23 protein-coding genes are annotated in these 24,235 nt (G+C 58.2%); 17 read left to right on the forward strand and 6 right to left on the reverse strand.

What is annotated here, in order from left to right; genetic code table 11:
- Window positions 1-47: 47 nt before the first annotated feature.
- Window positions 48-1,535 carry a helicase HerA-like domain-containing protein gene (locus ACA059_RS06250; protein ID WP_497633131.1) on the forward strand — a complete coding sequence of 496 codons (1,488 nt, stop codon included), beginning with the start codon at window positions 48-50 and terminating at the stop codon, window positions 1,533-1,535.
- Window positions 1,536-1,627: 92 nt separating this feature from the next.
- Here the strand turns inward: ACA059_RS06250 and ACA059_RS06255 are convergent, their stop codons facing one another.
- A complete protein-coding gene (locus ACA059_RS06255; RefSeq protein WP_497633132.1) occupies window positions 1,628-2,083 on the reverse strand; it encodes a DUF721 domain-containing protein in 456 nt (151 codons plus the stop codon).
- Between the two features lie 307 nt (window positions 2,084-2,390).
- Here ACA059_RS06255 and secA point away from each other — a divergent pair, with 307 nt between their 5' ends.
- The 4 genes from secA to ACA059_RS06275 all read left to right on the forward strand — a co-directional run bounded on the left by secA (window position 2,391) and on the right by ACA059_RS06275 (window position 8,187).
- Window positions 2,391-5,126 (forward strand): preprotein translocase subunit SecA, encoded by a 2,736-nt coding sequence (secA, locus tag ACA059_RS06260; RefSeq protein WP_497633133.1) that lies wholly within the window; start codon window positions 2,391-2,393, stop codon window positions 5,124-5,126.
- 122 nt (window positions 5,127-5,248) lie between these two features.
- Entirely contained in the window at window positions 5,249-6,466 is a 1,218-nt protein-coding gene (gene argJ, locus ACA059_RS06265) for a bifunctional glutamate N-acetyltransferase/amino-acid acetyltransferase ArgJ (protein WP_095132706.1), read from the forward strand.
- A 147-nt stretch (window positions 6,467-6,613) separates the two neighbouring features.
- Entirely contained in the window at window positions 6,614-7,246 is a 633-nt protein-coding gene (locus ACA059_RS06270; protein WP_123367893.1) for a glutathione S-transferase family protein, read from the forward strand.
- The gene (locus ACA059_RS06275) at window positions 7,243-8,187 is read left to right on the forward strand and encodes a Nudix family hydrolase (protein WP_497633134.1); all 945 of its coding nucleotides are present in this window, start codon (window positions 7,243-7,245) and stop codon (window positions 8,185-8,187) included. The genes ACA059_RS06270 and ACA059_RS06275 overlap by 4 nt, the downstream gene beginning before the upstream one ends.
- A gap of 136 nt (window positions 8,188-8,323) precedes the next feature.
- On the opposite strand, the gene ACA059_RS06280 is transcribed toward ACA059_RS06275, so the two are convergent.
- From ACA059_RS06280 to ACA059_RS06290, 3 genes are read right to left on the reverse strand one after another with little or no spacing between them, the layout of a single operon-like run.
- Window positions 8,324-8,905, reverse strand: a complete 582-nt coding sequence (locus ACA059_RS06280; protein ID WP_462004307.1) for a cob(I)yrinic acid a,c-diamide adenosyltransferase — start codon at window positions 8,903-8,905, stop codon at window positions 8,324-8,326.
- A gap of 2 nt (window positions 8,906-8,907) precedes the next feature.
- A complete protein-coding gene (locus ACA059_RS06285) occupies window positions 8,908-10,944 on the reverse strand; it encodes a sensor histidine kinase (RefSeq protein ID WP_201182942.1) in 2,037 nt (678 codons plus the stop codon).
- A 45-nt stretch (window positions 10,945-10,989) separates the two neighbouring features.
- Window positions 10,990-11,907: a putative 2-dehydropantoate 2-reductase gene (locus ACA059_RS06290; protein ID WP_497633135.1), complete on the reverse strand. Its 918-nt coding sequence runs from the start codon at window positions 11,905-11,907 to the stop codon at window positions 10,990-10,992.
- A gap of 141 nt (window positions 11,908-12,048) precedes the next feature.
- Between ACA059_RS06290 and ACA059_RS06295 the strand changes: the two genes are divergently transcribed.
- Together ACA059_RS06295 and ACA059_RS06300 are read left to right on the forward strand one after the other, a co-directional pair.
- Window positions 12,049-12,534: a YajQ family cyclic di-GMP-binding protein gene (locus ACA059_RS06295; RefSeq protein ID WP_007906601.1), complete on the forward strand. Its 486-nt coding sequence runs from the start codon at window positions 12,049-12,051 to the stop codon at window positions 12,532-12,534.
- A gap of 187 nt (window positions 12,535-12,721) precedes the next feature.
- Window positions 12,722-13,564, forward strand: coding sequence for a mechanosensitive ion channel family protein (locus tag ACA059_RS06300; protein WP_497633136.1), 843 nt, complete (start codon window positions 12,722-12,724; stop codon window positions 13,562-13,564).
- Window positions 13,565-13,641: 77 nt separating this feature from the next.
- Here ACA059_RS06300 and ACA059_RS06305 read toward each other — a convergent pair whose 3' ends face one another.
- Entirely contained in the window at window positions 13,642-15,003 is a 1,362-nt protein-coding gene (locus ACA059_RS06305; RefSeq protein WP_497633137.1) for an OprD family porin, read from the reverse strand.
- Window positions 15,004-15,919: 916 nt separating this feature from the next.
- Between ACA059_RS06305 and ACA059_RS06310 the strand changes: the two genes are divergently transcribed.
- On the forward strand, window positions 15,920-16,345 hold the full coding sequence (locus ACA059_RS06310; RefSeq protein ID WP_150658534.1) for an HIT domain-containing protein: 426 nt from the start codon (window positions 15,920-15,922) through the stop codon (window positions 16,343-16,345).
- A gap of 3 nt (window positions 16,346-16,348) precedes the next feature.
- A complete protein-coding gene (locus ACA059_RS06315; RefSeq protein ID WP_056741397.1) occupies window positions 16,349-16,555 on the forward strand; it encodes a SlyX family protein in 207 nt (68 codons plus the stop codon).
- 70 nt (window positions 16,556-16,625) lie between these two features.
- Here ACA059_RS06315 and ACA059_RS06320 read toward each other — a convergent pair whose 3' ends face one another.
- A complete protein-coding gene (locus ACA059_RS06320) occupies window positions 16,626-17,228 on the reverse strand; it encodes a cold-shock protein (protein WP_008147390.1) in 603 nt (200 codons plus the stop codon).
- 308 nt (window positions 17,229-17,536) lie between these two features.
- Between ACA059_RS06320 and ACA059_RS06325 the strand changes: the two genes are divergently transcribed.
- The 8 genes from ACA059_RS06325 to ruvB all read left to right on the forward strand — a co-directional run bounded on the left by ACA059_RS06325 (window position 17,537) and on the right by ruvB (window position 24,224).
- Window positions 17,537-18,007 carry a Dps family protein gene (locus tag ACA059_RS06325; protein WP_129437851.1) on the forward strand — a complete coding sequence of 157 codons (471 nt, stop codon included), beginning with the start codon at window positions 17,537-17,539 and terminating at the stop codon, window positions 18,005-18,007.
- A gap of 270 nt (window positions 18,008-18,277) precedes the next feature.
- Window positions 18,278-18,616, forward strand: a complete 339-nt coding sequence (locus ACA059_RS06330) for a ribbon-helix-helix domain-containing protein (protein WP_497633138.1) — start codon at window positions 18,278-18,280, stop codon at window positions 18,614-18,616.
- Window positions 18,617-18,752: 136 nt separating this feature from the next.
- Entirely contained in the window at window positions 18,753-18,974 is a 222-nt protein-coding gene (locus tag ACA059_RS06335) for an FmdB family zinc ribbon protein (RefSeq protein WP_010457489.1), read from the forward strand.
- A gap of 123 nt (window positions 18,975-19,097) precedes the next feature.
- On the forward strand, window positions 19,098-20,873 hold the full coding sequence (aspS, locus tag ACA059_RS06340) for an aspartate--tRNA ligase (RefSeq protein ID WP_497633139.1): 1,776 nt from the start codon (window positions 19,098-19,100) through the stop codon (window positions 20,871-20,873).
- 123 nt (window positions 20,874-20,996) lie between these two features.
- Window positions 20,997-21,743 carry a YebC/PmpR family DNA-binding transcriptional regulator gene (locus ACA059_RS06345; protein WP_497633140.1) on the forward strand — a complete coding sequence of 249 codons (747 nt, stop codon included), beginning with the start codon at window positions 20,997-20,999 and terminating at the stop codon, window positions 21,741-21,743.
- 162 nt (window positions 21,744-21,905) lie between these two features.
- A complete protein-coding gene (gene ruvC, locus ACA059_RS06350; protein WP_008147379.1) occupies window positions 21,906-22,430 on the forward strand; it encodes a crossover junction endodeoxyribonuclease RuvC in 525 nt (174 codons plus the stop codon).
- A 117-nt stretch (window positions 22,431-22,547) separates the two neighbouring features.
- Entirely contained in the window at window positions 22,548-23,162 is a 615-nt protein-coding gene (gene ruvA, locus ACA059_RS06355; RefSeq protein ID WP_046049661.1) for a Holliday junction branch migration protein RuvA, read from the forward strand.
- Window positions 23,163-24,224, forward strand: coding sequence for a Holliday junction branch migration DNA helicase RuvB (ruvB, locus tag ACA059_RS06360; RefSeq protein WP_046049660.1), 1,062 nt, complete (start codon window positions 23,163-23,165; stop codon window positions 24,222-24,224). It abuts the gene before it with no gap.
- Window positions 24,225-24,235: the final 11 nt, after the last annotated feature.

A 24,235-nucleotide genomic window follows, 5' to 3' on the forward strand; every position in this document is an offset into this window, starting at 1 on the left:
TATTTCTATCGGCCGTGAAGGATCAAAGATTAACCATGGGTGACAAAATGCCTGACTCATTACAACTCGTTATCGGTGCCGACCTCGCCGGGCAGCCCATTGCCCAGGCCATGCGTCTGGCGAACCGTCATGGTTTGGTCGCGGGCGCTACCGGGACGGGCAAAACCGTCACCTTGCAACGAATGGCCGAAGCATTCAGCGATGCCGGCGTGGCGGTGTTCGCCGCGGATATCAAGGGTGACCTGTGTGGTCTGGGCGCCGCCGGCAACCCTCAAGGCAAAATCGCCGAGCGGATCGCCGGGATGCCCTGGCTGAACCACACGCCTCAAGCGTATCCGGTGACCCTGTGGGACATTCACGGTCAGTCCGGTCATCCGTTGCGCACAACCTTGAGCGAAATGGGGCCGTTATTGATTGGCAGCCTGCTGGAGCTGACCGACAGTCAGCAGTCGGCGCTGTACGCCGCGTTCAAGGTGGCGGATCGTGAAGGGCTGTTGTTGCTGGACCTCAAGGATTTGAAGGCACTGCTCAATCACTTGCGTGACAACCCCGAATTACTGGGTGACGATGCCGCGCTGATGACCACCGGTTCCAGTCAGGCACTGTTGCGGCGCCTGGCGACCCTGGAACAACAGGGCGCCGAAGCGCTGTTCGGTGAGCCGGCGCTGCAACTCGAAGACATTCTGCAGCCGACCGCCGAGGGCCGCGGGCGCATTCATTTGCTCGATGCCAGCCGTCTGGTGCACGAAGCGCCGAAGGTCTACGCGACGTTCCTGTTGTGGTTGCTGGCCGAACTGTTCGAGCAATTGCCAGAGCGCGGGGATTCGGACAAACCGCTGCTGGCGTTGTTCTTCGACGAAGCGCATTTATTGTTCGCCGGTACGCCAAAGGCGTTGCAGGATCGTCTTGAGCAAGTGGTGCGGTTGATTCGCTCGAAAGGCGTTGGCGTGTATTTCGTCACCCAATCGCCGGGCGACTTGCCGGATGACGTGCTGGCTCAGCTCGGTCTGCGCGTTCAGCATGGCCTGCGCGCGTTCACCGCCAAGGAGCAGAAATCCCTGCGAGCGGTGGCCGAAGGCTTCCGGCCGAACCCGGCGTTCGATGCCTTGTCGGTGCTGACTGAGCTTGGGATTGGCGAGGCGTTGGTCGGCACGTTGCAGGACAAGGGCACGCCGGAGATCGTCCAGCGGGTGTTGGTTGCGCCGCCGCAATCGCGGATCGGGCCGTTGAGCGAGACTGAACGCACAGTGCTGATCGCGGGGTCGCCGTTCAAGGGGTGGTATGACAAACCCGTTGATCGCGAATCGGCTTATGAAGTGTTGATGGGGCGCAAAGGGTTGGCGCCAGAGCCTGACGCTGTTCCGGGCAAACCGGCAGCCGAAGAGCCAAGCTTCACCGACACGGCCGGGGAGTTCCTCGGCACCGCGGCGGGGCAGGCACTGAAATCAGCGATGCGCCAGGCGGCCAATCAATTGGGCCGACAGTTGGTACGCGGCTTGATGGGCTCGTTGCTCGGCGGCAGCAAGCGCCGCTAAAAGCAAAAGATCGCAGCCTGCGGCAGCTCCTACAGGGTGTACACCATCCCAATGTAGGAGCTGCCGCAGGCTGCGATCTTTTGATCTTGCCGTTAAACCTTCGGTTTGGCGTGAGCCGCAAGGCGTTCCAGCGCTGCCCGAAGATTCGGATCGCTGATCCCATCGGCCGTGGCCTGAATGGTCGCGCCTGCGTCGATCGACAAGCTGATGGTATGGCCAGCCGCCCCTTGCTGAACCGTGGGCGGCTGAACCTTGAACAGAATCCGCGTCAGGCTGGCGAATTCGTCGAACATCTGTAATTGCCGTTGCAGACGCTTTTGCTGATAACGCAGGCGGGTTGCCCAATGACCGTCGGTCACTATCAGCAACAAACTGCCTTCGCGCCACGACGCCACATGGCAATGCTCGCGGGCGGCGGGCTGCAATTGGCTTTCCAGCAGACGTTGTAAATGACCCAGGCGTTGAGCGTGGCCGAAGATGGCTTTCAGCGGTTTGGCTTCGCGAAGCAGGACGGCGGGTGCTCTGGCCGTAAGAGGGCGAAATGCCATGATCAGACACCTGAAGTAACAGAGCCGCCATGGTAGCAGAAAGCACCGGATGCACCCGAGCCATTGCTTTGCGAGCGCTTTACCCATTAAATCAACAAGTAACTTCTGCCGTGAATGGCTTGAAGTTGAGCAAAAAGCCCTTATTTTAAGTGAGCCCCGTCAAAGCGCTGTGCCAGCATCGTGGAATAACGCCACTTTCCTCACCATCGTTTCCGGGTAGAATGCTCGTTCGCATGCGGCCATGAGGGCTGCTCGGGCGACTCACGGGGCCGCCCTCCATCCCTTTAGTGTGGAAGATCCTGCCGATATGTTTGCGCCTTTGTTAAAGAAACTTTTTGGAAGCAAGAACGAGCGTGAAGTCAAACGCATGCTCAAGACGGTGCAACTCGTCAATGCCTTCGAAGAGCAAATGGTGGCCCTTTCGGACGATCAATTGCGTGCCAAGACAGATGAGTTCAAGGCCCGCATCGCCAAAGGGGAAACCCTCGACAAGCTGCTGCCAGAAGCCTTTGCGGTCGCCCGCGAAGCCGGTAAGCGCGTCATGGGTATGCGCCACTTCGATGTCCAGCTGATCGGCGGCATGACCTTGCATGAAGGCCAGATCGCGGAAATGCGTACCGGTGAAGGCAAGACCCTGGTGGCAACACTGGGCGTTTACCTCAACGCGCTGTCCGGCAAGGGCGTGCACGTTGTGACGGTGAACGACTACCTGGCCCGTCGTGACGCCAACTGGATGCGTCCGCTCTACGAATTCCTCGGCATGTCAGTCGGCGTGGTCACGCCGTTCCAGCCGCCGGAAGAGAAACGTCTGGCTTACGCTGCCGACATTACCTACGGCACCAACAACGAATTCGGTTTCGACTACCTGCGCGACAACATGGCGTTCAGCATGGAAGAAAAATTCCAGCGTGAACTCAATTTTGCCGTGATCGACGAAGTCGACTCCATCCTCATCGACGAAGCCCGTACCCCGCTGATCATTTCCGGTCAGGCCGAGGACAGCTCCAAGCTGTATATCGAGATCAACAAACTGATCCCGCAGCTTGAGTTGCACATCGAAGAAGTGGAAGGCGAAGTCACCAAGGCCGGCCACTACACCGTCGACGAGAAGACCCGTCAGGTTGAGCTCAACGAAGCCGGTCACCAGTTCATCGAAGACATGCTGACCCGCGTTGGCCTGCTGGCTGAAGGCGAGAGCCTGTACTCGGCGCACAACCTCGGTCTGCTGACTCACGTTTATGCCGGGCTGCGCGCTCATAAACTGTTCAATCGCAACATCGAATACATCGTGCAGGATGGCCAGGTCGTTCTGGTCGACGAACACACCGGTCGTACCATGCCGGGTCGCCGTCTGTCCGAAGGCCTGCACCAGGCCATCGAAGCCAAGGAAAACCTGAACATTCAGGCCGAAAGCCATACCCTGGCCTCGACCACGTTCCAGAACTACTTCCGTCTGTACAACAAGCTGTCCGGCATGACCGGTACCGCTGACACCGAAGCGTTCGAATTCCACCAGATCTACGGTCTGTCGGTGATGGTTATCCCGCCGAACAAACCGCTGGCGCGTAAAGACTACAACGACCTGGTGTTCCTGACCGCCGAAGAGAAATACGCGGCGATCATCAATGACATCAAGGAATGCATGACCCAGGGCCGTCCGGTACTGGTGGGTACTGCAACCATCGAAACTTCCGAGCACATGTCTGCGCTGCTGCAGAAGGAAGGCATCGAACACAAGGTTCTGAACGCCAAGTTCCACGAAAAAGAAGCCGAGATCATTGCCCAGGCCGGTCGCCCAGGCGCACTGACCATCGCCACCAACATGGCCGGTCGTGGTACCGACATCCTGTTGGGCGGTAACTGGGAAGTGGAAGTGGCCACCCTGGAAGATCCGACCCCTGAGCAGATTGCCCAGATCAAGGCCGACTGGCAGAAACGTCACCAGCAAGTGCTCGAGTCGGGCGGTTTGCAGGTGATTGCTTCCGAGCGTCACGAATCGCGCCGTATCGACAACCAGCTGCGTGGTCGTGCCGGTCGTCAGGGTGACGCTGGTTCCAGCCGTTTCTACCTGTCGCTGGAAGACAGCCTGATGCGCATCTTCGCCTCTGATCGGGTGAAGAACTTCATGAAGGCCCTGGGCATGCAGCCTGGCGAGGCGATCGAGCACCGCATGGTGACCAACGCCATCGAGAAGGCTCAGCGCAAGGTTGAAGGCCGCAACTTCGACATTCGTAAGCAACTGCTCGAGTTCGACGACGTCAACAACGAACAACGTAAAGTGATCTATCACATGCGTAACAGTTTGTTGGCCGCCGACAACATCGGGGAAACCATCGCCGACTTCCGTCAGGACGTACTCAACGCAACCGTCAGCGCACACATTCCACCGCAATCGCTGCCTGAGCAGTGGGACGTGGCCGGTCTGGAAGCGGCGTTGCAGAGCGACTTCGGTGTGGCGCTGCCGATCCAGAAATGGCTCGACGAAGACGACCACCTGTACGAAGAAACCCTGCGCGAGAAGCTCATGACCGAGCTGCTGGCCGCGTACAACGAGAAAGAAGAGCAGGCGAGCGCCGAAGCGCTGCGCACGTTCGAGAAGCAAATCGTTCTGCGTGTGCTCGACGACCTGTGGAAAGACCACCTGTCGACCATGGATCACCTGCGTCATGGCATCCACTTGCGTGGTTATGCACAGAAGAACCCGAAGCAAGAGTACAAACGCGAGTCCTTCACGCTGTTCTCCGAGCTGCTGGATTCGATCAAGCGCGACTCGATCCGTGTGCTGTCCCACGTTCAGGTTCGCCGCGAAGATCCGATCGAAGAAGAGCAACGCCTGCGTCAGGAAGCCGAAGCGCTGGCTGCGCGCATGCAGTTCCAGCACGACGAAGCACCGGGGCTTGAGCAACCGGAACTGCTGGGTGAAGAGGTCGATGTCGCCCTTGCCACCGCGCCGGTACGCAATGAACAGAAGCTGGGCCGTAACGAACTTTGCTACTGCGGTTCGGGCAAGAAGTTCAAGCATTGCCACGGGCAGATCCAGTAAAACCCGTTTCATACGCTGAAATACCCGCGCCGCGACCGGCTTATGCCGTCGCGGCGTTTTGCCATTTAAACCACCGTTGTTCCTGAAAGCGGTGCTGACATCATTTATTAAGGAGCGCATTCATGGCTGTTGGTCTTGGTCCTTTGCCAACGTTGCACCCGGTTGCCGGTTTTGAACTCGGTATCGCCTCGGCAGGCATCAAGCGCCCGGGGCGCAAGGATGTTGTGGTCATGCGCTGTGCCGAAGGTTCCACGGTCGCTGGCGTGTTCACCCTGAACGCTTTTTGCGCCGCACCCGTGATCCTGGCCAAGCAGCGTGTGCAAGGTCCGGTGCGTTACCTGTTGACCAATACCGGCAATGCCAACGCCGGCACTGGCGAACCAGGCCTTGCCGCCGCCGAGCGCACCTGCGCCAAACTGGCTGAGCTGACCGGTGTCGACGCCAGCCTGGTGCTGCCGTACTCCACCGGTGTCATCGGCGAGCCGCTGCCGGTCGAGAAAATCGAAGGGGCTCTGCAAGCCGCCCTCGACGACCTGTCGGTCAACAACTGGGAAGCTGCCGCCACCGGCATCATGACCACCGACACCCTGCCAAAAGGTGCCAGCCGCCAGTTCCAGCATGACGGCGTGACCATCACCGTCACCGGTATCAGCAAAGGCGCGGGCATGATCCGCCCGAACATGGCGACCATGCTCGGCTACATCGCCACCGACGCCAAAGTCTCCCGCGACGTGCTGCAAAACCTGCTGCTGGACGGTGCCAACAAGTCGTTCAACCGCATCACCATCGACGGCGACACTTCGACCAACGACTGCTGCATGCTGATCGCCACCGGTCAGGCAGCACTGCCGGAAATCACCCGCGCCGAAGGCGAGTTGTTCGCCAAGCTGAAACAGGCCGTGTTCGAAGTGTGCATGGATGTGGCTCAAGCCATCGTTCGTGACGGCGAAGGTGCGACCAAGTTTGTGACTGTTGAAGTCAACGGCGGCGGCAATCACCAGGAATGCCTGGACGTCGGTTACACCGTGGCTCACTCGCCGCTGATCAAGACCGCACTGTTCGCCTCCGACCCGAACTGGGGCCGCATTCTGGCCGCCGTCGGCCGTGCCGGCGTACCGAACCTGGACGTGAGCAAAATTGACGTGTTCCTCGGTGAAGTGTGTATCGCCAGCCGTGGCGCTCGTGCATCAACCTACACCGAAGCCCAGGGCGCGGCCGTGATGCAGCAGGAAGAAATCACCATCCGTATCGAGCTGGGTCGCGGTGATTGCAGCGAAACCATCTGGACCACCGACCTGTCCCACGAATACGTGAAGATCAACGCCGAATACCGTACTTGAGACCGAGTCGCTCCCATCGCGAGCAAGCTCGCTCCCACAGTGGATTTGTGTACACCGCTAACCATTGTGGGAGCGGGCTTGCCCGCGATGACGGACTACCAGACGCTAGAGATTCTGGCCTGTACCCCTCATCAAAAGGTCCCGAACATGAGCCTGCACCTGATCATCGGCGACAAACTGATTTCCTCCTGGTCCCTGCGCGGCGCGTTGGCCCTCGACCTGGCCGGCGTTCCTTACACCGAAGAACTGATCAAGCTGAACCAGCCGGATACGCGCGAGCGTCTGCTCAAGCACTCGCCGACGGCGAAAGTCCCGCTGCTGAAAACCGAACACGGCACCATCGCCGATTCCCTGGCGATTGCCGAGTATCTGGCAGAGCAGTTCCCCGACGCCGGCCTATGGCCCAAAGACACCGCCGCCCGCGCCCAGGCCCGTTCGGCCTGCGCGCAGATGCACAGCGGTTTCTTCGCCATGCGCGGCAACATGCCATTCGACTTGAGTCACGACGCTGCGCTGTCGCCGACACCGGCTGACGTCCAGGCCGACATCGAGCGTATGTTGGCGTTGTGGGCCGAGTGCCGCGCCGCCGCCACCGAAACCGGTCCGTTCCTGTTTGGCGGCGCGACCCTGGCCGATGCTTTCTTCGCGCCGATCGCCGTGCGCTTGCGCACCTATCAGGTGAGGCTGCCCGCAGCGGACGCGGCCTACGTCGAAACCATCTACCAATGGCCAGCCTTCAAGGCTTGGCAGAAGGCGGGTCTGGAGGAAGTAGAACGGTGAAACGAGTCCACGTAGCTGCCGCTGTTATCCGTGATGGCAGTGGCAAGATCCTCATTGCTCGCCGTGCCGACACCCAGCATCAGGGTGGCCTGTGGGAATTCCCCGGTGGCAAGGTCGAGGCCGACGAATCCGTCGAAACCGCCCTGGCTCGCGAGCTCCTTGAAGAGTTGGGCATCGTGGTCAACGCGGCTCGCCCGCTGATTAAGGTCCGGCACGATTACCCGGACAAGCAAGTGTTGCTGGACGTTTGGGAAGTGTCGGCCTTTACCGGCGAACCGCACGGGGCCGAAGGCCAGCCGTTGGAATGGGTCGCGCCCCGCGATCTGCTGAACTACGAGTTCCCGGCGGCCAACCAGCCGATTGTCGCGGCTGCGCGGTTACCCGCGCAGTATTTGATTACCCCGGAAGACCTGGAAACCCCGGCCTTGCTACGCGGTATTCAAAAAGCCATTGCCGGCGGCATCAAGCTGATCCAGTTGCGGGCACCCAACGGCTACGATCCGAAGTACCGCGATCTGGCGGTGGATGCGGCGGGGCTCTGTGCTGGCAAGGCGCAGTTGATGATCAAGGGGCCGTTCGAGTGGCTGGGAGATTTCCCGTCTGCCGGTTGGCACATCACCTCCGCGCAACTGCGTAAGTACGCAGCGGCTGGCCGCCCGTTACCGGCGTCGCGCTGGTTGGCGGCGTCCTGCCATAACGCTGAAGAGCTGGCGTTGGCCGAGCAGATGGGGGTGGATTTTGTGACCCTGTCACCGGTGCAACCGACCCTGACTCATCCGGGGGCTCAGCCGCTGGGTTGGGAACAGGCTTGCGCGTTGATCGAAGGTTTCAGCAAACCGGTGTTCCTGCTCGGTGGTGTTGGCCCGGCGGATCTTCAGAAAGCCTGGGAGGCAGGGGCTCAAGGTGTGGCGGGGATTCGCGCGTTTTGGCCTCAGGCTTGATTCTGCGGTGATACGACTGGCGCCATCGCGAGCAAGCTCGCTCCCACAGTGGATCTTCTGTGAACACAATATTTGTGAACACCAAAGATCATTGTGGGAGCGAGCTTGCTCGCGATGGCGTTCTGACAGGCGCCGACTAAACCCCAGGTTTGGCCGCCGGCTGCCAAAGTATTTCGGCAATCCCTTGCCGCTTGGCAATCAACCGCGCCACCACAAACAACAAGTCCGACAACCGATTGATGTACGCCAACCCAACCCCGGCCAACGGTTCGACAGCATTCAAATGCTGACACCGTCGCTCGGCACTGCGCGCCAGGCTTCTGCATACATGAGCCTGAGCAATCAACGCCGAACCACCCGGCAGAATGAAATTCTCCAGCGGCCCCAGTTCTTCATTCCACACATCAATCGCGGCTTCCAGACGTTCGACTTCTGCCGTGTTCAGTGCCTGATACACCGGCATCGCCAACTCGCCTCCCAAGTCAAACAACCGATGCTGGCAAGGCGCCAAAACCTCGATGACCTCGTTCAATCCTGGATAGGTGCCACTTTCCGCCGCCAACCCGGCCAATAACACACCCACCTGACTGTTCAGCGTATCGACCTCGCCAATCGCTTCGATCCGCGGATGATCCTTGGGCACGCGGCGGCCGTCGCCCAGCCCGGTTTCGCCTTTGTCGCCGGTGCGGGTGTAAATCTTCGACAAGCGAAAGCCCATGGTTACCTCGATAGCTGATTGAGTTCTTGTGAGACGAGCGGGGTGCCCGCCAAGGGCAGGCGCAAGGTGAAACACGTGCCTTGGCCCAGGGTCGATTGCACTTCCATCTGACCCTTGTGGTTGTTGGTAATGATGAAATACGAGACCGACAGGCCAAGGCCGGTGCCCTGACCGATTTCCTTGGTGGTGAAGAACGGCTCGAAGGTGCGTTTGCGCACGTTCTCGCTCATGCCGATGCCGTTGTCCTCCACCTGGATTTCCGCCCACGGCGGATTCAGTTTGGTGCGCAGAATGATCCGTCCCGGCTCGCGGTCGTCTTCACGTTGGTGAATCGCCTGAGCGGCGTTTTTCAACAGATTGAGCAGCACTTGCTCCAGTTCGTTGGCGGTCCCGGGCACCGGGCCCAACGCTGGATCGAACTGGCGAATGATCGCCTGGCCCTTGAAGTCGAAACCGATCGCCAGGTCGAAGTCGTTGCCGGCGATTTCTACCGCCTGATCGATCAGAGCCGGCAGGTCGCAGGGTGCCATTTGCCGGGTACTGCGGCGGCTGAAACTGAGCATGTGCGTGACAATCTTTGCCGCCCGGGCGCCAGCCTGTTGAATGCCGTCGAGCAACTGCGGCACTTCCCGCGCTTGCAGGTATTTGTTGACCGTTTCCAGCGCGATCCCGGTTTGCTCGGCTTGTTCGAGATTCTTCGGCAGATCAGGGGAAAGGCGTCGGCGAATGTTCTGCACGTTGTGCAGGATCGCGCCCAACGGGTTGTTGATCTCGTGGGCCATGCCCGCGGCGAGGCCACCGACCGAGAGCATTTTTTCCGACTGCACCATCATTTCTTCCAGCGACAGGCGCTGAGTGATGTCGTCGATCCGGATCACCACACCACGCCCGGCACCGCCCATCAGCGGGTAGAACGTCAGGGCGTAGTGCTTGGGTTCTTCGTCCTTGAGCCACGTCACCCGTTCGATCTTGGCCACCGTGTGCTGCTCGACAGTTTGCTTGAGTTGCGGCAGAAACGGCTTGAGCGGTTCGAAAGCGAGAAAAATCGGCTGGTTCAGGGCTTCGTCGAGGCGCGTGCCAGACAGGGCGCTGGCCTCCTGATTCCACTGCGTCACGTAGAGCTGTTCATCAAGGGCGATCAGCGCCGAGGGCATGGAATCGATGATGCTGTTGAGGTAGTTCTGGAAACCGGTGAGCTTCTTCTCGATCTTGCTGCGCACCTGAACTTCGAGTTCCAGTTTGCGATTGGTATGGCGGGTTTCTTCGGCCAGGCCCTGAGCCTGATCATACGCAGCCTGGGAATCGTCCCGGGCCCGCTTGAGTTGCTGCTCCCGGGCTTCGATCCGCGAGAGCATGGTGTTGAACGCCTCGGCGAGGCTGCCGATTTCGTCATGGTTACCGCGGGAGGCGCGCAAGGCGTAGTTCTCTTCCCGGGTCACTTGCCGGGACAACTCTTCGAGCTGATGAATTGGCCGGGTGATCAGGCGTTTGATTTGTCGGGCAATCACCAGCCACAACAGCACACTGAAGATCAGAATCCCGAGACTGGCGGTGAGGGTGCCGGTGTAGAACGCCATCGGCAGTTCGCTGCTGGCGACCAGTAACAGGTGGCCAGGCGCGGTGCCGGGGCGGGGCAGGGTGATGATTTGATTGCTGCGAAACTCGGTGGCTTGCCAGGATTCGATGTGCCGGTAGCGCTCCGGCAGACTCAGCTTGTCGCCATGTTGCAACTGCGCCAGACGCTCGCCCTTGCCGTCATAAAGGGCCGCCGCGCGTAGCGGTGAATAGCTGTTGAGCTCATTGAGCAGGCGTTCGGCGCTTTGCGGTGACTGCAAGGCTTCGGACACCAGGCTGGGGTTGGACACCAGGCGGCCGATGGTCTGCAAGGCCTGAGGTGCCATGCTTTCCTGGGAGATGTAGTACGCGGCGCTGATAAAGGTCAGGTTGGCGACCAGCAGGACGGTGGTCAACAGCACCAGCAGGGCGGCCAGCAATTTCTGGCCGACCGGAAGGTTTTCAAGGCGCTGGCGCAATGGCATCAGGTTCATCGCTGAAAAGGAACAAGTGGCCAGCGTAGCCGCTGCTCAGTCGCTGGGCAATCCAAGGCTGTGCAGATGGGTGATCAACCTTTGCTCAAGTTGATTGAGGTGCGGCAGGTTGAGTTGATGCCTCGCGGCGACTTTGCAGGCATGACCCAATAGATAGCTGATCTCGGTCCGGCGCTGGTTCGCGACGTCCTGGTACATCGAAGAGTAGTTCGCGGCGGTCGCGTGAATCACCCGCTCGACTTCCTGTTGAAGGTCCTCGGCTGCTGCTGGCTGACCGCAGCGCTCAAGCAACTCGGTCAATTCGCCGCAAAGGGTGGCGACTTCGCAGTGGTGTTCCTGTAAACCACCGTTACGGCAATCGTGCAGCACGGTCAGCGGATTGATCGCACAATTGAGCGCCAGTTTTCGCCACAGCCGGGTCAGAATATCGGTGCTCCACTCGTGGGGAATACCGGCGGCGCTCACGTCATCCAGCCAGATCGGCGCCACAGGATGCCCGGCATCCCCCAGCCAGGTGTAACCGTGGCCGGCGAACACCACGCGCCAGTCGCCATCGCGAAAGGCACCTTCGGTGCTCGACGCACAAATGCAGCGCGCCTGCGGCACCTGCGTGGCGACGGCGTCCTGGCTGCCAAGACCGTTCTGCAACAGGATCAGCTCGGCGTCGGGGGCCAGGCGCGGTGCCAGTTGGGCCACAGCTTTCTCGGCATCGTAGGCTTTGCAGGCCACCAGCAGGCGGTTGATCGGTTCATTGTTGTCGGGTGTCTCGGCGGGCACCGGATAGCACTGCGCTTCACCGTGTTCGACCAGCGTCAGCCCTCCCGCCGCCTCATACGCCTGTAAGCGGGCAGTGTCCCGCACGATCAGCTTGACCGGCACGCCGGCCCGCGCCAGTCGAGTGGCCCATAAGGTGCCAAGGCTGCCGGCGCCCAGAACATGCCAAGTGGTGGACATCAGCTTTTTGCTCTGTTTATCGCGCACATGGGAGGCTCGCAGTGAATGATGGGAAAGACCCGTTATAATCAGCGCGGATTTTAACCGCAAGCCAGGCGTGCTCCATCGTGATCGAGCATGCCCTTTTATTGGAGAGATTACATGCCGTCGTTCGACGTGGTATCCGAACTGGACAAACACGAAGTCACCAACGCGGTCGAAAACGCCGTCAAGGAACTCGATCGTCGTTATGACCTGAAAGGCAAAGGCACCTTCGAGTTCAAGGAAAAGGACCTGACCGTCAACCTGACTGCTGAAGCCGATTTCCAGCTCGAAGCGATGATTGAGATCCTCAAGCTGGCCCTGGTCAAGCGCAAAATCGACGTGCAGTGCCTTGAAGTCAAGGATGCCTATGCGTCGGGCAAACTGATGAAGCAGGAAGCGGTCCTCAAGGAAGGCATCGACAAAGAGCTGGCGAAGAAAATCGTCGCTCATGTCAAAGACGCCAAGCTCAAGGTTCAGGCTGCCATTCAGGGTGAGCAGGTGCGCATTACCGGCAAGAAGCGTGATGACTTGCAGGAAGCCATCGCGGCCCTGCGCGCCAAGACTTTCGATATGCCGCTGCAGTTCAACAACTTCCGCGACTGACCTTTCAGGCGGGAACCCTGTGGGAGCGAGCCTGCTCGCGAAAGCGGTGTGTCATTCAATAGTGATTTCGACTGATATGCCCTCATCGCGAGCAAGCTCGCTCCCACAGGGATTGTGTTTATTCCGGCGGGTCTTTTTCCGCCGCTCATTTTCGCGTGCCGGATGGCCGGAAATCAGGAGAATGTAGATGGATTTGAATACTGAAGTGGACAACCTGGTCAAGGCGTCTCAAGCCTGGATTCCGATGATCATGGAATACGGCAGCCGCGTGCTGCTGGCGGTGATCACCCTGGCCATCGGCTGGTGGCTGATCAACAAGGTGGCGCAAAAGCTCGGTGGACTGTTGGCGCTGCGTAACGCCGACCTGGCGCTGCAAGGCTTCATCAGCAGCCTGGCGAACATTATTCTCAAGGTTCTGCTGATCGTCAGCGTCGCCTCGATGATCGGGGTGGAAACCACTTCGTTCGTTGCGGCCATCGGTGCGGCCGGTCTGGCCATCGGTTTGGCCTTGCAGGGCAGTCTGGCGAACTTCGCCGGCGGCGTGCTGATTCTGTTGTTCCGCCCATTCCGCATTGGTGACTGGATCGAAGCTCAAGGTGTTGCCGGGACTGTCGACAGCATTCAGATCTTCCACACCGTCCTGCGTACCGGCGATAACAAAACCATCATCGTGCCGAACGGCAACCTGTCGAACGGCATCATCACCAACACTAACCGTCAACCGACGCGCAAAGTTGTGTTTGATGTGGGCGTTGACTACGAAGCGGACCTGCAGAAGGCCCGTCATGTTTTGCTGGACCTGGCCAAAGATGAGCGTGTTTTGGCTGATCCGGCACCTCAGGCAGTGATTTCTACCCTGGGCGACAGTTCGATTACTGTTTCCCTGCGAGTGTGGGTGAAGACTGCGGATTATTGGGATGTGATGTTCATGTTCAACGAACAATCCCGTGATCGTTTGAAAACGGCCGGTATCGATATCCCGTTTCCACAGCGGGTGATTCGAGTGGTTCAGGAATCTGCGGTGCAGTAAGTAACAAACAGGCAACAAAAAAAGGCCCATCCGAAGATGGGCCTTTTTGTTTGTTACCGCAAACTAACTGGATGCGATTACAAAACCGACAGCGGGTAGTCGACGATGAAACGGAACTCTTTCACGTCGCCTTCACCTTCGTCGGCGTTAGCGAAGTGCCATGCCTGACGAATACGGAAGGACAGATCTTTTGCCGGGCCAGACTGAACAACGTACTTGGCTTCAAAGTTGGTTTCGTTGTGTTTGCCGTCTGCGCCGTAGAACGGTTGACCGAAGCTCGAAGAGTCTGGGTCTTTAACACGGTACTGGCTGTTAGCAGCCAGGCCAGTGCCGTCGATGTCCCAACCTTTCACGTAACGGGTCATGAAGCTCAGACCTGGAACGCCATACTCAGCCATTTTCAGGTCATAACGAACCTGGGCAGACTTCTCGTTAGGGCCGTTGAAGTCAGAGTACTGGATGGAGTTGGCGAGGAAGATCGAGTCGCCACCGCGGTTGTTCTTGCCCACACCGATGTAGTCGAACGGAGTGTCACCGTTAACCTTCTGGAAGGCGACGGTAATGGTGTGTGCTTTCAGGAACGAGAAAGCGGCTGCCAGGGAGAAGGTGGTGTTGCTGATATCACCGGCTTTGGCATCACCAGTGTCTTTGGTGTTGTAGATGTTACCGTCCAGGTTCAGCGACTGATCGCCACCCATTGGGATGGTGTAGTTCAGGTTGGCGTAGTACTGGTTCCAGATTTCGTCCAGCTTGGCGCCGTACAGGGATGCCGTCAGGTTGTCGGTAAAGCCGTACTTGCCACCGAAGTAGTCGATCTTGTTGGCTTCTATACCGGCGTAGGTTGCCCACAGGCCGCCGTTACGAGCGTTGCGGTCCTGGCTGGTCGCCGAGTAGAAGTGACCGGCTTCGAGGTCGAGGTCTTTGATCTCGCTGCTTTGCAGTTGGAAACCGCTGGCAGTTTGAGGAAGGATACGGGAACCACCAACAGCGAACACTGGCGCAGTGCTTGGCTGCATGTCGCCGGCTTTCAGTTCGGTTTTCGATACGCGGAATTTAACGGCGCCGCCGGCTTTGCCTTGGCTGTCGTTGACTTCGCCATCAGCGTCGCGGCTCATGTTGCCGGTGCCGCCAGTGCCATCGCCGCCATCCAGTTTGATCGCGAGGTAACCGAATGCGTCAACACCAACACCAATCAGACCCTGGGTGTAGCCAGAGCTGTAGTTGCCCCAAATACCTTGAGTCCAGTCTTTCTGGTCGCTGCCGCCATCTTTGTTATCACGGTTGAAGTAGTAGTTGCGAACCAGCAAATTCAACGAGCTGTCTTCAACAAAACCTTTGGCTTCAGCCTGGTCACTTACAAAAGGTGCGGCCGTAGCCATTTGAGTACTGGCTGCTGCTGCAACTGCCAGTGCGATCATGCTCCACTTCATCACGCGCATCGTGATTTGCTCCTTTGGTTTTAGAAGAGTACTGCCGTCCCACCTGATTTATTATCTGGGCGGCTCTTTCTTTTTGTGTCGACGCAAACTTATATCACGCCGACCATGTTGGCGATACTTGCGTATCTAACCTTTCAGCTTCTTTACGACCCTGTCGCAAATGGCTTGGTAGATGTCGCAAATTTACAGCCTCGACGCAAGCGGACTGACAACTTTTAACGTTGTTTTCCAGGGCCTGAGCATCGGTAAAAAGAGTCCCTGGTGAAACGTTTGAATCTCCATTGGGCAACCCTGCCACTGTTTTTATTTGCCTTAAGGCTTCCACTTCCAGCGGACGCTTTAGAGGCGATGTGGGTGTGAATGCAACAAGCGTGCACAAATCAGAATCCTGCTGGTTTTTTTTCTGAAAGCCTGCCTGTCACTGTAAAAACCTCATAAAACCGGGGTGTTCAAGCACGTTTTGTTCGGGCTTGACGCCATGGTTTGCATCGTGTTGTACCCTCGTGGTCGACTGCGTGACAACCAAAAATGTTACCGGTTCACCCCATCAGTGAGTAAATGGGGGATGCCTGACCGACTCAGCGTAGACGCACTGTGCGGTTTTGGTGCAAAAAATTTTAATCGCTGTACTGAATTCATACAGTGCGGCCGTTTGCCAAATTCGAACGCGTCGTTGTTTATCAGTCAGTTCGGCGTTTTTTACGTGGCTGCTGGTTCTGTAATGGTGCGTCCTGAACGAAAATGACTCATGTCGGGGCGCGTGACCGGTCGTTTGTGGTTTTTCGGGTTGGCTTCGACCATGGTTCGTCGTGAAGCCAGCGGCGTTCGCAGGTATGCTGCCGTCCTGTCGCTTGGTGCGCCGTCTCTCGGGATGGACGCTAAGCTGAAAATTGATGACCAGGCGGGAGTGCGCGCAGTGTTCGCTTTAGATCCACGGCTTCAACAAGACACGTTACCGATCGGGGATTTCCCACTCTGCCGGTTGCTGCTGTCCAATGATTCGAACTACCCCTGGTTCATTCTGGTGCCACGTCGCGACGATATCAGTGAGATATTTCAGTTGGATGTCGCAGATCAACAGCAGCTGTGGCAGGAAACGACCGCACTGGCGGAAATGCTCAAGGACTCGTTTGACGCGGACAAGTTGAATGTCGCGGCCCTGGGTAACGTCGTCAGTCAGTTGCACATGCATGTGATTGTGCGCAAGCGTGAGGACGCCGCCTGGCCGGCGCCGGTCTGGGGTAAACACCCAGCCAAGCCTTATAACTCGGAGCAGATCGCGTTGATTCGCGAGCGGTTACGCTTGGTATTGACCGATGATTTTACGTTTCTGGAGGGTTGAATCATGAGCCTGGAAGATCGCGTTACCGATCTGGAGAGCCAGCTGGCGTTTCAGGATGACACCATCCAGGCATTGAGTGATGTGCTGGCGACGCAGCAGCGTGCGGTTGAGCGCCTGCAACTGCAAATGGCCGCCTTGCTCAAGCGGCAAGAGGAAATGGCCGGTCAGTTCGAGACGTTTGAAGAAGAAGCGCCGCCGCCGCATTACTGAGTGTGACCAACAGACGGGCAACAAAAAACCGCGAACAGCCAGGCTGTACGCGGTTTTTTTTAGCCTTGAATCAGCGACGCGGCAGAGCGGCGATCACATCTTCGGCTTGCAGGCCCTTGTCACGGTTCATGACAGAGAACTCCACGCGCTGGCCTTCGACCAGGACACGATGACCTTCGCCACGAATGGCCCGGAAATGCACGAAAATATCATCGCCGGAATCACGGGAAATAAAGCCGAAGCCTTTAGAGGTGTTGAACCACTTTACGGTACCGGTATCGCGGTTGCTCATGTCATAGCTTGGCGAGGCGGCGGCCGGTGAAGATTTGTAGAAGCTGATGGCCAGGTGCAGAAGAACGGCAATCAGGGCAGCGACCAGGCTGAACAGAACAGCAGGTTGACCGGCAATGACAGGCATTGGTGCGATCAGCGTCAGGGTTTGCAGGACAACGGTCAGAACCAGCAGGGCGCTGACCAGGTTTTGCAGTTGATGACGCGGGCCTTTGTTCCAGTAAGGGATAACAGGGGCAAGGGTGAGGTTGAGCAGGCCGAAAAAGGCCAGGTACAGCGCATCAGGTTGTTGCAGGTAAGGTACGGCTTCGGATCGCAGGCTAGGGATGAAGGACAGCAGCAAGGCTGCTGCGCCCATTAGCAGGTGGACAATTTTCAACATTTTGAGTAACTCACGTTAAGACGGATCACAAGGAAGAGCTGATTGAGCACGGTTCGCTTCAGAACAATAAGAGGCGTTGGACACGTACCCGGTACCAGCCTATGCGCAGCCCCCGGAAAATAGGCGGTAGCGACACACTGTCTATTTAACAGCAAAGCCTGCAGCTACTCAAATCAGGCGGTCCAGCGGTGCCCTGAGGGTCGATTTGTCGCAGGTAGCCGGAGAATCCGGGGCTGCGGGGTGCCGGCAGGCTTGCTAGAGTGGTCCTGCACCTGTTGGATGAATTTCATCACCTTTAGGGGAAACGCATGGCAATCGATATCGGTATCAGTGAAGAGGATCGCAAGTCCATCGTCGACGGACTTTCGCGTCTGCTGTCGGACACTTATGTACTTTATTTGAAAACCCATAACTTCCATTGGAATGTCACTGGTCCGATGTTTCGGACTCTGCACTTGATGTTCGAGGAGCAATATAACGAGTTGGCCCTGGCCGTTGATTCGATTGCCGAGCGAATTCGTGCCCTCGGATTTCCTGCTCCGGGTGCCTATTCTATTTATGCGCGCCTTTCTTCTATCAAGGAGGAGGTGGGTGTGCCCAGTGCCGAAGACATGATCAAGCAACTGGTCGAAGGTCAGGAGGCGGTCACGCGTACTGCACGCGGGATATTCCCACTGCTCGACAAAGTCAGTGACGAGCCAACGGCTGACCTCCTGACCCAGCGTATGCAAGTCCACGAGAAAACCGCGTGGATGCTGCGCTCCCTGCTGGACCAGTAACAATATTGGTGCGCGGATGGCGCCCTTGGGGTGTTGTTCGCGCCCTGTCTTCTCGTAACTTTAAATGTCTTTCTGTTGAATGATATTACGCCCAAGCGTGTAGGAAATTATCTGGAGTAGGACGGTCTCCATGTTCGCCCTTCAGTTGTTGGCTTATCCTACGTTGATGGTCATAAAGTCATCTGGATATAACTTTGCGCCTGCGCTTTTATAGAGAAACAGCTTGTTGCTCTTATAAAAAAGCAAGGATGGCAAAGGAGTGTCAACGATATGGTTTACGAAGACAGGCGAAGCGAGGGGAGTGGCGGTCCAGTTAAGGATATAAGGATCGATCCATTTGTCAGTGAATTTGATATGGGCCTGGCCCAGCCTTTATCCCGATCAGTGCGGTTGAATGGTTTTGCAACCTGTTTGCGGCTTGAACAGGTCTATTGGGATATTTTGGGCGACATGGCCAAGGTCAACTGCTGTACGGTCAGTGCGCTGTTGTCCCATGTGGACCGCGAGGTGCATTTACGTCACGGCGGGGTCAAGAACTTCACCGGGCTGGTGCGGGTTGTGTGCGTCGTGCACAGCCTGAAGGAAGGCGGCTGCGTCGCCATGCCTTAGCCGCCGGGGTGGAATGGGTAGAGTGTCGGTCTGTGCAGTCTTACGGCTGCACAGGCTGCATTTAATGGATATAATCCCGCTCTTTGCCGCAAAACCCAGCGTATGCGGTAGCAATCTGATCGCCGAGACAACCCCCATGCCGATGTACGACTATCAATGTGCTTCCTGTGGTCATCAGTTGGAAGCCATTCAAAAGATCAGCGCAGCACCGCTGGTCGACTGCCCTGCCTGCCAGGCGCCAGAGCTTAAGAAGATGCTGTCCATGCCGGGCTTCCGCCTTAGCGGCACCGGCTGGTACGAAACCGATTTCAAGACCGGTTCCAAGAAGAATCTGGCCGGCGGCGACAAAGCTGACTAGGGTCTTGAACCTGAGTTGAACGACTACGCGCGAGCTCTTGCACCATCTGGCGCCTTTCACAAGGGCAGGATATGAGCAAGGTCTCCAACCGAATTTCGAATTACGAGAAGTGAAACCACTACCATGATGCGCAGCCATTATTGCGGCCAACTGAACGAAAGCCTGGAAGGCCAGGAAATTACCCTTTGCGGATGGGTTCACCGTCGCCGTGACCACGGTGGGGTGATTTTCCTCGATATCCGTGATCGTGACGGTCTGGCCCAGGTGGTGTTCGACCCGGACCGCGCTGAAACCTTCGCCGCCGCCGATCGCGTGCGCAGCGAATATGTGGTCAAGGTCACCGGCAAGGTTCGCCTGCGTCCGGCCGGTGCCGGCAACGCCAACATGGCGTCGGGCATGATCGAAGTGCTGGGCTACGAGCTGGAAGTACTGAACGAAGCGGAAACCCCGCCGTTCCCGCTCAACGAGTTCTCCGACGTCGGCGAAGAAACCCGCCTGCGTTATCGCTTCATCGACCTGCGTCGTCCGGAAATGCTCGAGAAGCTGCGTCTGCGTTCGCGCATGACCACCAGCATCCGTCGCTTCCTGGACGAGAACGGCTTCCTCGATGTCGAGACGCCGATTCTGACCCGCGCCACGCCAGAAGGCGCTCGCGACTACCTGGTGCCGAGCCGTACTCACGCAGGTAGCTTCTTCGCCTTGCCGCAATCGCCACAGCTGTTCAAGCAGCTGCTGATGGTCGCCGGCTTCGACCGTTACTACCAGATCGCCAAGTGCTTCCGCGACGAAGATCTGCGCGCCGACCGCCAGCCGGAATTCACCCAGATCGACATCGAGACCAGCTTCCTCGATGAAAAAGAGATCATGGGCATCACCGAACAAATGATCCGCAACCTGTTCAAGGAAGTGCTGGACCTGGAGTTCGGCGACTTCCCGCACATGACCTTCGAAGAGGCCATGCGTCGTTACGGTTCCGACAAGCCGGACCTGCGTAACCCGCTGGAACTGGTTGACGTTGCCGATCAACTGAAAGAAGTCGACTTCAAGGTGTTCAGCGGCCCTGCCAACGACCCGAAATGCCGCATTGCCGCCTTGCGCGTTCCAGGCGCGGCGAGCATGCCGCGCAAGCAGATCGACGACTACACCAAGTTCGTCGGCATCTACGGTGCCAAGGGCCTGGCGTACATCAAGGTCAACGAACGCGCCAAAGGCGTTGAAGGTCTGCAATCGCCGATCGTCAAGAACATCCCTGAGGCCAACCTCAATGTGATCCTTGATCGCGTTGGCGCGGTTGACGGCGACATCGTGTTCTTCGGTGCCGACAAAGCCAAGATCGTCAGCGAAGCCCTGGGCGCGCTGCGGATCAAGGTCGGTAACGATCTGAACCTGCTGACGTGCGAGTGGGCACCGATGTGGGTTGTCGACTTCCCGATGTTCGAAGAGAACGACGATGGCAGCTTCACTGCCTTGCACCACCCGTTCACCGCGCCGAAGTGCACCCCGGAAGAACTGGAAGCCAACCCGGCGACCGCTCTGTCTCGTGCCTACGACATGGTACTGAACGGCACCGAGCTGGGTGGCGGTTCGATCCGTATCCACCGCAAGGAAATGCAGCAGTCGGTATTCCGTCTGCTGGGTATCAGTGAAGCGGAACAGGAAGAGAAATTCGGCTTCCTGCTCGACGCCCTGAAATACGGCGCGCCGCCGCACGGTGGTCTGGCCTTCGGTCTGGACCGTCTGGTGATGCTGATGACCGGCGCCCAGTCGATCCGTGAAGTGATCGCCTTCCCGAAAACCCAGAGCGCCGCTTGCGTCATGACTCAGGCCCCGGGTGTGGTAGATGCCAAGGCACTGCGCGAACTGCACATTCGTCTGCGCGAAACGCCTAAAGCTGAGTAAGGCTGACCAGAAGGGCGCATCTTCGGATGCGCCCTTTCTTTATAGAATGGTCGAGATTTTTGTTTGTCGGCTGGCGCGTCATGGCGTGGCGGGCAATGTTTCAAAGAGAATTCGGAGCGAGATATGGCGGGTCATTCCAAGTGGGCGAACATCAAGCACCGCAAAGAACGTCAGGATGCCAAGAAGGGCAAGATATTCACCAAGTGGATTCGTGAGCTGACCGTTGCTGCCCGTCAGGGCGGTAGTGATCCGGGTTCCAACCCGCGTTTGCGTCTGGCGCTGGACAAGGCCCTCGGCGCGAACATGAGCCGCGACATCATTGATCGCGCGGTCGCCCGCGGCGCCGGTGCTGCCGACACCGACGACATGGTCGAGCTGACCTACGAAGGCTACGGCCCGGGTGGCGTGGCGGTGATGGTCGAGTGCATGACCGACAACCGCAACCGCACCGCAGCGGCTGTTCGCCATGCGTTCAGCAAATGCGGCGGCAACCTCGGTACGGACGGTTCGGTGGCCTATCTGTTCGAGCGCAAGGGGCAGATTTCCTTCGCACCAGGCGTTGACGAAGATGCGCTGATGGAAGCGGCGATGGAGGCCGATGCCGATGACGTGGTGACCCACGAAGACGGCTCCATCGACGTATTCACCTCGTTCGCCGGTTTCTACTCCGTGCGTAACGCGCTGGAAGCGGCCGGTTTCAAAGGTGATGATGCGGAAATCGTGATGCTGCCGACCACCAGTGCCGAACTCGACCTGGAAGGCGCCGAGAAGATTCTCAAGCTGATCGACATGCTTGAAGACCTGGATGACGTGCAGAACGTCTACTCCAACGCGGACATTCCTGAGTCGGTAGCCGCGCAGCTCGGTTGATGCATTTATTAAAGATCGCAGCCTTCACAAAGCCCTACTCTGTACAGGTAGGAGCTGGCGAAGCCTGCGATCTTTTGATTTTCAGCGTTTATTTGAAAAGATCGCAGCCTTCGGCAGCTCCTACAGTTAACCTCGAATACTCGCACTAGCTTTGCAGGCGTTATGACTTTAATTCTTGGTATCGACCCCGGTTCGCGCATTACCGGTTATGGCGTAGTGCGTGATACCGGGCGTGGTTGCGTGTACGTGGCATCGGGCTGCATTCGCACAGGTTCCGGCGAGCTGCATGAACGTCTGCAAATCGTCTATCGCGGCGTGCGCGAAGTCATCCAGACCTACGGCCCGGTGACCATGGGCATTGAAAAGGTCTTCATGGCACGCAACGCCGACTCTGCGCTGAAACTTGGCCAGGCCCGCGGCGCAGCCATCGTTGCCGGGGCGGAAGAAAGCCTGGAAATCGCTGAGTACACCGCGACCCAGGTCAAACAGGCGGTGACCGGGACCGGTGCGGCGAATAAAGAGCAGGTGCAAATGATGGTCATGCACATGCTGAAACTGACCAGCAAACCGCAAATCGATGCCTCGGACGCCCTGGCCATTGCCATTTGCCATGCTCACACCCGTTCCAGCTTGTTGCCGCATGGTCTGGGCACAGCACGCAGTCGTGGCGGGCGCCTGCGTCTCTGATAGCATCAGCAATCAATTTTTTATGGAATGAGGGTTTTGCGCCTGTGTCGTCGGCGCAAAACCCTTGCTCTGTCAGTCGCCAGCTGCTGAGCTGGCCAACGCTCAAGGATCTGAAACGTGATTGGACGCTTGCGCGGCACACTGGCTGAGAAACAGCCGCCGCACCTGATTCTGGATGTAAACGGTCTGGGGTATGAGCTGGAAGTGCCCATGACCACGCTTTATCGCTTGCCGTCGGTCGGTGAACCGCTGACCTTGCACACCCATTTGGTCGTACGCGAAGACGCGCAGTTACTCTATGGCTTCTTCGGCAAGCGCGAGCGAGACTTTTTTCGCGAGTTGATCCGTCTCAATGGTGTAGGGCCGAAATTGGCCCTGGCCCTGATGTCGAGCCTGGAAGTCGATGAGCTGGTCCGCTGCGTACAATCCCAGGACACCTCGGCGCTGACCAAGGTACCGGGCGTGGGCAAAAAGACCGCCGAACGTTTGCTGGTGGAGCTCAAGGATCGCTTCAAAGCCTGGGAAACCGTGCCGGCGATGTTCGCTTTGGTACCAAACCAGCCGGGTGGGCCAGATACGACGCCGGTCGCCACCGCCGAAAATGATGCGGTCAGCGCGCTGATCTCCCTGGGCTACAAGCCGCAGGAAGCCAGCAAGGCGATTTCTGCGATCAAGGAGAAAGGTTTGAGCAGTGAAGACATGATTCGTCGTGCCCTGAAGGGAATGATTTAAGTGATTGAAGCTGATCGTCTGATTACCGCCACGCCAGGTCCTCGTGACCGCGAAGAAGTCCAGGATCGGGCGATTCGTCCTGTCAGCCTGGCCGAGTACATTGGCCAGCCGACCGTTCGCGAGCAAATGGAGTTGTTCATCCAGGCTGCCCGTGGGCGCAATGAATCCCTGGACCACACGCTGATTTTCGGCCCGCCGGGTCTGGGTAAAACTACCTTGGCCAACATCATCGCCCAGGAAATGGGCGTGTCGATCAAGAGCACCTCGGGCCCTGTGCTTGAACGCCCGGGTGATCTGGCTGCGCTGTTGACCAATCTTGAGCCACACGACGTGCTGTTCATCGACGAAATCCATCGGCTTTCGCCGATCGTCGAAGAAGTGCTGTACCCGGCCATGGAAGATTTCCAGCTCGACATCATGATCGGCGAAGGGCCGGCCGCGCGTTCGATCAAGCTTGATCTGCCGCCGTTCACCCTGGTCGGTGCAACGACCCGTGCCGGCATGCTGACCAACCCGCTGCGCGACCGTTTCGGCATCGTCCAGCGCCTGGAATTCTACAACACCGCTGACCTGGCAACGATCGTCAGTCGTTCGGCGAATATCCTCGGCTTGCCGCTGGACCCGGAAGGCGCTTTCGAAATCGCCCGTCGTGCCCGTGGTACGCCTCGGATCGCCAACCGCTTGCTGCGCCGGGTTCGGGATTTCGCCGAAGTTCGCGCCAAGGGCCACATCACCAAACCGATCGCCGACCTGGCGTTGAACCTGCTGGATGTCGACGAACGTGGTTTCGATCACCAGGATCGACGTCTGTTGTTGACCATGATCGAGAAGTTCGACGGTGGGCCGGTCGGGGTCGATAGCCTCGCCGCAGCCATCAGTGAAGAGCGCCACACCATTGAAGACGTGCTGGAACCGTACCTGATCCAGCAGGGCTACATCATGCGTACGCCGCGGGGGCGGGTGGTGACCCGGCATGCGTACTTGCACTTCGGTTTAAACATCCCGTCACGATTGGGCGAGATGCCCGTGGTAGACGAGTTCCTCGATGCCGTGGACGATTAATAACCTTTGCG

The sequence above is a fragment of the Pseudomonas sp. LBUM1647 genome (assembly GCF_059716175.1).